Source organism: Simplicispira piscis (genome assembly GCF_054783455.1).
Genome location: NZ_BAAGQN010000020.1, coordinates 19920 through 29068, shown reverse-complemented (window position 1 = coordinate 29068; position 9149 = coordinate 19920). Strand labels below are relative to the sequence as shown.

Genomic DNA, 9149 nt, shown 5'->3' with positions numbered 1-9149 from the left:
CTGATCTCCACGCCAATGAAAACCAGGACGCAAATGTTGCGCAAAAAGACGGGGGAGTCCATCCCATCACTCAAGCCGACCCGCCTACGGCGGGCGGCTTACCTTGGCCGTTAGGCCATTAGAAAATAACGCAATGTCAATAGCTACCCAGTTCCTTTGCTCTTCCTGTTCGTTCGAAGTCGTCGCCTGGTCCGATGGCAACCCCTATTACATTGACGAGGATTACGAGAAAAAGTACGCGCACCATCCCGACGAGAGACTTCGGCTGTGCGTCGGTAACGATGTGCCCAACATCTGTCTGGCTTGCGCTGCGCAAGTCGAAATCGACTCTCGATTTGCTCATCGTATGTGTCCCCAGTGTGCTCAACAAACACTCGTCGAGACAACAGAACTTGATGGCAAACAATGTCCAAGATGCAATAGCGGAATATTTGTACAGAATCCGCCTTTTCAGCTCATTTCGTAATTCCATGCCGTCTCCAGCCAACCGCTCTCAGGGCGGCCAAATTTAAGTAGTTAGGTGCCAGTGGACAGCCCATTCCAACGCGTAGGTTCAATCTCCAACACTCATGTTGGCCGCGAGTTCGAGCTGATCGCTCAGCGATTCTTTGCACTGCAGGGCGTGGACCTTCAAATATGTCACCACGTCTATGTTGGCATCGGAGCCACCAAGAAATCTCATGCTTTTGATTTGGGTTGCTCCGAACAGAAGATCTTGGTGGAGTGCAAATCCCATCGCTGGACATCCGGTCACAACGTACCTAGTGCAAAGCTGACGGTCTGGAACGAGGCTATGTACTATTTTTATGCTGCTCCTCCGGAGTACAGAAAGATATTGTTCGTCCTCAAAGACCAGCGTCGTGGTACCGGTGAAAGCCTCACTGCTTATTACCTGCGCACTTACGGGCATCTTGTTCCCAGCGACATTGAGTTCTGGGAGTACGATGAGTCAATGGGTACCGCTATCCGAGTTGGCACCTAACAATTCTTCAAGCCGACGCCACTTCGTGGCGCGGCTTAACTCAAGAGTTAGAAAATCATGGATAGCTCAACAAGTTCGACTCTCTAACTTTCCTGGGGCCCTACTATTTTGTGGGGATTTGTCTGGTATTTCATCCCTGCAACTGCGTCCGCATATTTTGCATTCAAGGATGCCTCAAGGCAAAAAGTGCTCGCACTTGATATTCCACCTTTAGTTTGGGCGCTGGTATGCATTCCTACTGGGGTATTGGGTCTGCTGGCATATTGGCTTATGCACCATTCATCCTTGGCAAAGATTGAGCGTCCACAATGAAACCTTCTAACGGGCGGCTTACCTTGGCCGTTATGCCGCATGAAAAACAGCCCTTTCGAATCTACAGTCCCACCCAATAGTCGCATTGCTTCACTATTGGAGGGCGCCAGCTTTCATGACTCTTGGTGCGTCACATCAAGCGACACGAGCCTGTCCGCACTCGGTCACTTTATCGCCACAGCCAAGCAGACACCTCGCTGGATTGATATGTGCATGACTGCTCGCAACCGCATTGGTCGGATCGTAGGACTTAAAGATCTTGGCACATTGTCTGAGGTAGTTAATGGCAAACCAGCGTCCGCCTATCAGCCGGGCGAGCGGGTAGGCATCTTCACGATCATCGAGAACACTTTCGACGAGGCGCTGATCGGCGATGAAGACAAACACCTGAACGTTGTTCTCAGCATCCACCGCAAGAAGCATCTGGACGGAAAGCTGGTTTCCATCACTGTCACAACCGTTGTCCATGTCAAAAACATGCTTGGCAGCATCTACATGCTGCCTGTCAAACCTATGCACCGGCTTATCACGCCAGCAGTGCTGACAAGCATAGGGCGCAAGGCACATGCGGCATAACAATTCATCCAAGCCGACGCCGCTTCGCGGCGCGGATTAGTTCGGGCGTTAGCCCGCTCAGTAATCGCTGTATTCAGGCCTTGTTTTATTCACCAGCATTCACCTTCGCAAGCGTTAATTCGCTGGGTGTTTTGCCGTGTTCCGGGTTTTGCCTGGCAGCGCTGCGCTGGTTTCAAGCTTTTTTGGCCTCTAGCGCTTGCTCAGTAAGCGCTACCAGCTATCATTTTGCAAGCATTGCCCACCTCCGTGGCACAGTGCTTTTTCGCAGTTTGCGCCTTGCGCCTGTGCCAGATCGCGGGTCTATCGCCAACGTGGTTGCTGGCGCTGCGCAAACGGCTCGACCTCGCGCTCATCAGGTCAGCATCTCACTTGGGCTTGACTTGAAAATGAATCAATCAGGGACGACGAAAAAGCTGCGTGCGCAGATCAAGCTTCGATGCATTGCGGGCGCGCCCGCAGCCGGTCCGTCCTCATGCACAGGCAAGGCCTGCAACTGCGCCTGAATCTGCGCGCCCCCAGGCAGACCGGTGCTGCGGTGGTTTTTCATTCATGCCGCAAGGCATCGATCGGGTCCATGCGCGCCGCGCGCCGCGCCGGAAAGTAACCAAACAGCACGCCAATACCCGCCGAGAACACGAAGGACAGCAGATTCACCCCCGGGTTAAACAGGTAGGGCACCCCCATGACCTTCGATAGAACGATCGATGCCCCCGTGGCCAGCACAATGCCCAGCAGCCCGCCCAGCGCGGCCAGCACGACGGCCTCGATCAGGAATTGCAGCAGCACCTCGCGTTCCAGCGCGCCAATGGCCAGGCGCAGCCCGATCTCGCGTGTGCGCTCGGTCACGCTCACCAGCATGATGTTCATGATGCCGATGCCGCCCACCAGCAGGCTCACGGCCGCCACGGCGCCCAGCAGCATGGTCATGACCTTGGTGGTACCTGAGAGCGTGTCGGCCAGCTGCTTGGTGTCAAGCACGTTGAAGTTGTCTTCGTCTGCGTCAGCCAGCTTGCGCCGCTCGCGCAGCAATTGGGTCAGGCTGGCTTTCACACGGTCGGGGTCGCTGCCGTCCTGCATGGACACCAGCAAGGTCTGCACCCGCGTGCTGCCGGTCACGCGGCGCTGCAAGGTCTTGAGCGGCACCAGCACCAGGTCGTCCTGGTCATTGCCAAAAGCGCCCTGCCCTTTGGAGCCGAGCACGCCCACCACTTCGCACGAAAACGCCTTCACACGCACTTGCTGGCCCAAGGCGTCGCTTGTGCCAAACAGCTCGCGCTGCACGGTTGCGCCGATCAGGCACACGGCCGCCCCGGCACGCAGCTCGTCATCGGTGAACTCACGGCCCTGGCTGACCACCCAGTTGCCCGTCTGCAGCCAGGCGTTGGTGCTGCCAATGACGCTGGACGTCCAGTTGCGTCCACCGGCGACCACGGTGGCGCCGGTACGCCCCTCGGGCGCCACGGCGCGAACGCCACCGATCTGCTGGGCAATGGCATCGGCATCCACATCCTTGAAGGCGGGCGCCCCGCCACTGCCCGGCCCCATGCGCTGGCCGGGCCGCACCTGCAGCAAATTGGTGCCCAGACCGGAGATCTGGTTCTGCACGGCCATGGTGGCGCCATTGCCCAGCGTGACCATGGTGATAACGGCGCTCACACCAATCACGATGCCCAGAATGGTCAGAAACGAGCGCATCAGGTTGCGCCGAATGGAGCGCAGCGCCAGCAGCAAGGTGTTGAACAACATCAGGACGCCTCCAGCGCCGCAGCGCGCAGGTCTACCGGGTGCGGGTTGAGGGTGTCGCTGTCCACCACGCCATCCACAAAGCGCACGATGCGGCGGGCGTACTGCGCCATGTCGGTCTCGTGGGTCACCATGAGCACGGTGATGCCCAGGTCGTAGTTGAGCTTCCAGATCAATTCCATGATCTCGTGGCTGCGCTGCGTATCGAGGTTGCCGGTGGGCTCATCGGCCAGCAGCACGGCCGGTTCGGTAACGATGGCGCGGGCAATGGCCACGCGCTGTTGCTGCCCGCCCGACAGTTCGCCCGGCGTATGGTGTTCCCAGCCTTTGAGGCCCACCGCATCGAGAGCGCGCGCCGCTGCAGCATGGCGGGCGCGGGCCGACTCGCCGCGGTACAGCAGGGGTAGTTCGACGTTTTCCTGCGCCGAGGTGCGTGCCAGCAGGTTGAACCCCTGGAACACAAAACCGAAATAGCGCCGCCGCAGGCGCGCCCGCTCGTCGCGCGAAAGCGACTCCACGCGCACGCCCTGAAACAGGTATTCGCCCGCGGTGGGCCGGTCCAGGCAGCCCAGCGTGTTCATGGCGGTGGACTTGCCCGAGCCACTCGGCCCCATGATGGCCACGAAGTCGCCACGCGCAATGTCCAGGTCCACGCCCTTGAGGGCCGCAAACGCCAGCGCACCTTCGCCGTACACCTTGGTCACCCCCCGCAAGCGGATCAGGGGAACATCCGCGGCCGCGCCAGCGGCGGTGCGCGTTGTGATGCCGGGCTCGCTCATGGAGCCGCCCCCGCGCTGCGCTGGTCCGTAATGACCGCCATGCCGGGCGCCAGCTGTTCGCTGGCCACTTCGGTCATGCGGCCATCGCTGATGCCCGTGGTCACATCCACGGCCTCGGGCGATCCATCCTTGAGTATCCAGATCTGGCGGGTTTTCACTGCCGTATCGGTCTTGTCGCCGCCGCTCGGGCGGCGGGAACCGCTGCGCGGCATGCGCGGCATCAACTGCGTCATGATGCCGCCAGACGATGCGGCGGGACGGGCCCCAGCGGCGGCCCCGGCCGCAGACACGGGGACAAAGCGCAGCGCCGTGTTGGGCACCATGAGCACATCGTTGCGCTCGGTCGAGGTGATGGTGGCGGCGGCCGTCATACCGGGGCGCAGGCTGAGGTCGGAGTTGTCCACCTGCAACCAGGCAATGTAGGTGACCACGTTGTCGGTCTTGGTCGAACCATAGGCCACGCGGGTGATGGTGGCCGGGTACTTGCGGGACGGGTAGGCGCTGACCGTAAAACTGGCCTTCTGTCCTTCGCGCACGGCGCCCACGTCGGCTTCGTCCACATTCACCTGCAATTGCAGCTGGGCCAGGTCTTCGGCCACGGTGAACAAGGTGACGGCCTGCAGCGACGCGGCCACCGCGTTGCCGGGGTCCACGGTGCGCGTGAGCACCACGCCATCGATGGGCGAACGGATGGACGCCTTGGACAGGTTGGTCTCATCGGTGGACAGCGCGGCCTTGGCGTCCTCCACGCTGGCACGGGCGCTGGTCTCGTCAGCCCGCGCACGCTCCACATTGGCGCGGCCGGTGTCCAGTTCGGCGGCCGATGGCACCTTGCCGCCCGACAAGCGGGCCACTTCTTCCAGCCGTGCCAGGTTTGCCTGCGCCTCGCGCGTCGTCGCTCCCGATTGGGCCAGCCGGGCATGCGCCGAAGCGAGCGAGGCGCGCGAGCGCAGCACCTGGGACGAAAGCTTGGCCGTGTCCAGCTCCACCAAGACCTGGCCTTTTTTGATCTTGTCATTCACGTCCACCAGAACGCTGCGCACCGTGCCCGACAACTCGCTACCCACGTTCACCGAGCGGGTGGGCTGCAGCGTGCCGTTGGCCGACACCGTGAGGGTGAGATTGCCGCGCCGCACCTCTGCGGTCACATAGGTCGGCGCCGCCTTGCTGCGCTTTTGCATCTGCCAGTAATACAGCCCGCCGGCCAGCAGTGCGGCGCAAACCAGTGCCAGCCACAGCGCGGGGCGCTGCCACCAGCGGCGCGCCAGCTTGTCGCCCAGCAAGGCCTGCAAATCGGCGACTGCACTGCTGGAAGGGTTGTCGGTGTTTTTGTTGGATGTGGTCATGGCATGAATATCAAAGAGGTCACGCACAGCCCGTGCACGCTGCGCTGCATTACAGTAAAAGTCACTGCCAGCCGCCCCCCAGCGCCTTGTACAGACGCACATGGTCGGCCCCCGCATTGGCGATGGAAGTGGCCACGCTGTCCTGCGTGGAGAGCAGAGTGCGCTGGGTGTCCAGCACCGCCTGGAAGTCGATCAAACCACTTTCGTAGCGGTTCTGCGCCAGGAGCGCGGCATTGCCAGCCGCATCGGCGGCGGCCTGCAGGCGCACCAGGCGTGCGCGCTCGCCGCGCAGGGCGACCAGCGCGTCTTCCACGTCCTGGAGGGCGGTCAGCACCGTGGCTTCGTAGCCCACACGGGCCTGCTCCAGCGCCGCCTCCTGCACACGCACCTGTGCGCGGGCGGCACCTCCATCGAACAGGGGCACCGAAATACCGGCCAACAAGGCCTGGGCCACAGAGGCGCCATCGCCCATTGCCCCCAAGGTCAGTGCCCGCAGGCCCAAAGAGCCACTGATGCGAAAGCTGGGGTAGCGCGCGGCATCCGCCTGCGCAACACGCGCCAGCGCAGCAGCGATGCGCTCTTCGGCCTGGCGTACATCCGGCCGCTGGCGCAGCGTTTCCGCGGGAATAGCCAGCACCAGATCGTCGGATGGCTGGGGCACGGGGCGCTGGCTGGCAAGCAGCGCATCGAGGGCGCCTGGCGCCCTGCCGGTCAGCACCGCCAGCGCGTGGCGGCTTTGCGCCAGGCTGGCTTCGAGCTGCGGAATCTGCGCCGCAGTCTGCTCTGCGGCGGCGCGGGCCTGCTCAGACACCAGCGATGTGGTCAAGCCGGCCTGCACGCGCCAGTCGGTCATTTGCAGGGTCTCACTTTGGCTGGCCAGGTTGCGCCGCGCAATGGACAGCCGCTCTTGCTGGCCCCGCAGGGTGATGTAGTTGAGGGCCACTTCGGCCGCCAACGACACCTGCACCTGCTCCAGGCTGGCTTGCGCGGCACGGGCGTCGGCCTCGCTGGCATCGACGCCCGCGTGCTGGCGCCCAAACACATCAGGCTCCCAGGCTGCATCAAAACCCAGCTGAAAACTATTGCCCGTGCTACCCCCCGAGCGGCTGCGCTGCGCCGAGCCCGAAGCATTCACGCTGGGCAGCAGGCCCGCCTGCTGCACCTGCGCCTGCGCCCGCGCTTGCTGCAAGGCGGCCTGCGCGCTTCGCACACTGGTATGGGCCTGCAATGCCTGCGCAACCAGGTCCGTCATCTGCGGGTCACCAAAACGTTCCCACCACTGGGCCAGGGAGGTGGCAGCAGCAGCGGGTGCGGTTCGGGTGTCGGACGCGGACCACGCAGCGGGAACAGGCGGCGTGGGCAGCGCCGTACCAGGCGGCACCGTGGACGCGCATCCCGCCAGTACGGCCAGTACGGCAGCCAGGCCGGCCGCAGCCATCGGCTCACGGAAATAACGGTAGGAAAAATTCATGGCCTTGGAAGAACAATCAAAAAACACCCGTAGGGCACACCACATGAAAGCATTGTGCCGGGGCGTCTTGTCGTGCTGGCTGCACGCAGGTGAAGTCTGTGTAAAGACCTTCGCCACCGCAAACAGGTCCATTCACAGGTTCGATGGCCGGCCTTTGGGCCCCAGTGTCAGTGTTTGCGTGCCTGTGCCCGCAGGGCGTGGTGGGCGGGTCGCTCCAGGCAGCGCGCCAGCCACTCCCGGGTGACTGGAAAGGCATCCATCAACGCGCGCGCAGGCCGCGCCCAGCCCAGCACGCTGGCCACGCACAGGTCGGCCACGGTAAACCGACCGGCCGCTAGAAAAGGCTGGCCCTGCTCGCTTTGCTGCGCCAGGTGCTGCTCGAGCACCCGCAGCGGCACACGCAGGCGTTTTTCAGCGGCCTCGGCCAAGTCGCTCTTGCGCTGCTCGGGCGGCATGGCCACGCGGTGCATCAGCACGGTCAAGGCGTCTTTTTCCACTTCGGTCACCGACCAGAAACTCCAGCGCAGCGCCTGCGCGTCTTCGCGCGGCGTGGCCGGTGCAAGGTCGCTGCCATCGCCCTTGCCATGGTGCCGCGCCAGGTACAGGGCGCAGGCCATGCTTTCCCACACCACGACCTCGCCCTCGGGCCGGTGGTCCACCAGCACCGGAATGCGGCCATTGGGATTGAGCGCCAGAAAGGCGGGCGTGCGCGTGGCGCCGCCCTGGTAAGGGGTTTCTACAAGGTCAAACGCCAGGCCCAGCTCGGCGGCCACCCACAGCGGGCGCACGGCGCGGGATGCGGCAATACCGTAAATCGTCAAAGGCATGGAACCGGGCTCCTTTGATACGTGGCGGCACCAGTCATCGTTTTTCCAGCCACCACTGGATCACATACTTGGCCAAAAAACCCAGGAAACCCACGCCCAGGCCCAGGAAAATCACAAACGTGCCAAAGCGGCCTGCCTTGGACTCCCAGGCCAGGTGTCCGATGATGAAAACCATGAACAGGATGAACGCCCCCACCCCGTAGGTGAGAAAAAATCCCGCGATCTGCGCCTCGGTATAGCCAAAAATCACGATGCTGCTCCGTTGCGTTGCTTCGCATCCGCCTCTGGGGGCCATACGCCTGGCTCGCGCAGCGGCAGGCTGGAGACATCCACCAGATCGCGGTACGCGTGCCAGCTGGCATGGCCCAGTACAGGCATGACCACGGCCAGGCCCAGCATCATGGGCGCCATACCGAACAAGGTCAGCGCCAGGATCAAGGCCGTCCACAGGGCCATCGTGGCCGGGTTGGCCAGCACAGTCTGCCAGCTCGTAAGCACGGCCTGCCACAGGCCCACACGGCGGTCGAGCAGCAGCGGCATGGCCACCACACTGGAGGCAAAAATGGGCGCTGCCAGCAGGCTGCCCAGCGCCAGCCAGAGTACGAAAAGTGTGTTGTCCGGCGCCAGCACCACATGCGTGATGAAATCGATGGGGCTGAGTATGGGCACCGGTGCCAGCAGCGTGATGAGCGCGGACGACACGAGCACCCAGCCCGTGCCCGCCAGCGCCAGCAGGGCGCCAAACTGCACAAGGCACCAGTAATCGTTGCCCCACTTGCTGCGGTGGCTGTTCTGCCAGAACAGCCAGGTGCGCACCACCACGGCCAAGCCAGCGGGTTCGCCGCGCTCCAGCGTCCGGCTCAGCACATAAAAGCTGGTAGCCAGCACGGGCGCCACCACCAGAAAACCCGACATTGCCCCGGCCAGCAGCCAAAAGCGGTCATGGGCCACCACAGCGATCAGCATGCCCAGCACCGCCAGCACCAGCCCATGCACCAGGCTGGCAGCGCCCGAGTGCAACATGTCGCGCCAGCCCAGCACCAGCCAGGTCAATGGCTGGGTGAAGGCAACGGAACGCACCTGGGGCAGCACAGCGGAGGGTTTGGGCATAAC

10 protein-coding genes and 1 pseudogene are annotated in these 9149 nt (G+C 62.9%); 3 read left to right on the top strand and 8 right to left on the bottom strand.

Annotated features, from left to right (window positions below):
• Window positions 1-136 precede the first annotated feature (136 nt).
• Window positions 137-472 (bottom strand): hypothetical protein, encoded by a 336-nt coding sequence (locus ACYVOC_RS15585; RefSeq protein ID WP_461162391.1) that lies wholly within the window; start codon window positions 470-472, stop codon window positions 137-139.
• Between the two features lie 54 nt (window positions 473-526).
• On the opposite strand from ACYVOC_RS15585, the gene ACYVOC_RS15580 reads away from it, so the two are divergent.
• The 3 genes and pseudogenes from ACYVOC_RS15580 to ACYVOC_RS15570 all read left to right on the top strand — a co-directional run bounded on the left by ACYVOC_RS15580 (window position 527) and on the right by ACYVOC_RS15570 (window position 2249).
• Complete coding sequence (locus ACYVOC_RS15580; protein WP_461162390.1) at window positions 527-982, top strand: hypothetical protein; 456 nt, start codon at window positions 527-529, stop codon at window positions 980-982.
• 351 nt (window positions 983-1333) lie between these two features.
• A complete protein-coding gene (locus ACYVOC_RS15575) occupies window positions 1334-1870 on the top strand; it encodes a DUF2867 domain-containing protein (protein ID WP_461162389.1) in 537 nt (178 codons plus the stop codon).
• Between the two features lie 80 nt (window positions 1871-1950).
• Window positions 1951-2249: pseudogene (locus ACYVOC_RS15570) on the top strand (DUF1010 domain-containing protein).
• A 164-nt stretch (window positions 2250-2413) separates the two neighbouring features.
• On the opposite strand, the gene ACYVOC_RS15565 reads toward ACYVOC_RS15570, so the two are convergent.
• The 7 genes from ACYVOC_RS15565 to ACYVOC_RS15535 form a co-directional block, all read right to left on the bottom strand.
• Window positions 2414-3616 carry an ABC transporter permease gene (locus tag ACYVOC_RS15565; protein ID WP_116003223.1) on the bottom strand — a complete coding sequence of 401 codons (1203 nt, stop codon included), beginning with the start codon at window positions 3614-3616 and terminating at the stop codon, window positions 2414-2416.
• Window positions 3616-4392 (bottom strand): ABC transporter ATP-binding protein, encoded by a 777-nt coding sequence (locus ACYVOC_RS15560; protein WP_461162388.1) that lies wholly within the window; start codon window positions 4390-4392, stop codon window positions 3616-3618. Before ACYVOC_RS15560 ends, ACYVOC_RS15565 begins: the two co-directional genes overlap by 1 nt.
• On the bottom strand, window positions 4389-5738 hold the full coding sequence (locus ACYVOC_RS15555; RefSeq protein WP_461162387.1) for an efflux RND transporter periplasmic adaptor subunit: 1350 nt from the start codon (window positions 5736-5738) through the stop codon (window positions 4389-4391). Before ACYVOC_RS15555 ends, ACYVOC_RS15560 begins: the two co-directional genes overlap by 4 nt.
• A 61-nt stretch (window positions 5739-5799) precedes the next feature.
• Complete coding sequence (locus ACYVOC_RS15550; RefSeq protein ID WP_461162386.1) at window positions 5800-7209, bottom strand: efflux transporter outer membrane subunit; 1410 nt, start codon at window positions 7207-7209, stop codon at window positions 5800-5802.
• A 167-nt stretch (window positions 7210-7376) separates the two neighbouring features.
• Window positions 7377-8036, bottom strand: coding sequence for a glutathione S-transferase family protein (locus tag ACYVOC_RS15545; RefSeq protein WP_461162385.1), 660 nt, complete (start codon window positions 8034-8036; stop codon window positions 7377-7379).
• Between the two features lie 34 nt (window positions 8037-8070).
• On the bottom strand, window positions 8071-8286 hold the full coding sequence (locus ACYVOC_RS15540; protein WP_116003220.1) for a DUF2788 domain-containing protein: 216 nt from the start codon (window positions 8284-8286) through the stop codon (window positions 8071-8073).
• On the bottom strand, window positions 8283-9146 hold the full coding sequence (locus ACYVOC_RS15535) for a DUF2189 domain-containing protein (protein WP_461162384.1): 864 nt from the start codon (window positions 9144-9146) through the stop codon (window positions 8283-8285). Before ACYVOC_RS15535 ends, ACYVOC_RS15540 begins: the two co-directional genes overlap by 4 nt.
• Between the last annotated feature and the right edge of the window lie 3 nt (window positions 9147-9149).

Coding starts and splice junctions, on each gene's coding strand:
- ACYVOC_RS15560 (WP_461162388.1), bottom strand. CDS start 4,392: ATGAGCGAGCCCGGCATCACAACGCGCACCGCCGCTGGCGCGGCCGCG.
- ACYVOC_RS15535 (WP_461162384.1), bottom strand. CDS start 9,146: ATGCCCAAACCCTCCGCTGTGCTGCCCCAGGTGCGTTCCGTTGCCTTC.
- ACYVOC_RS15565 (WP_116003223.1), bottom strand. CDS start 3,616: ATGTTGTTCAACACCTTGCTGCTGGCGCTGCGCTCCATTCGGCGCAAC.
- ACYVOC_RS15585 (WP_461162391.1), bottom strand. CDS start 472: ATGGAATTACGAAATGAGCTGAAAAGGCGGATTCTGTACAAATATTCC.
- ACYVOC_RS15575 (WP_461162389.1), top strand. CDS start 1,334: ATGAAAAACAGCCCTTTCGAATCTACAGTCCCACCCAATAGTCGCATT.
- ACYVOC_RS15545 (WP_461162385.1), bottom strand. CDS start 8,036: ATGCCTTTGACGATTTACGGTATTGCCGCATCCCGCGCCGTGCGCCCG.
- ACYVOC_RS15555 (WP_461162387.1), bottom strand. CDS start 5,738: ATGACCACATCCAACAAAAACACCGACAACCCTTCCAGCAGTGCAGTC.
- ACYVOC_RS15550 (WP_461162386.1), bottom strand. CDS start 7,209: ATGAATTTTTCCTACCGTTATTTCCGTGAGCCGATGGCTGCGGCCGGC.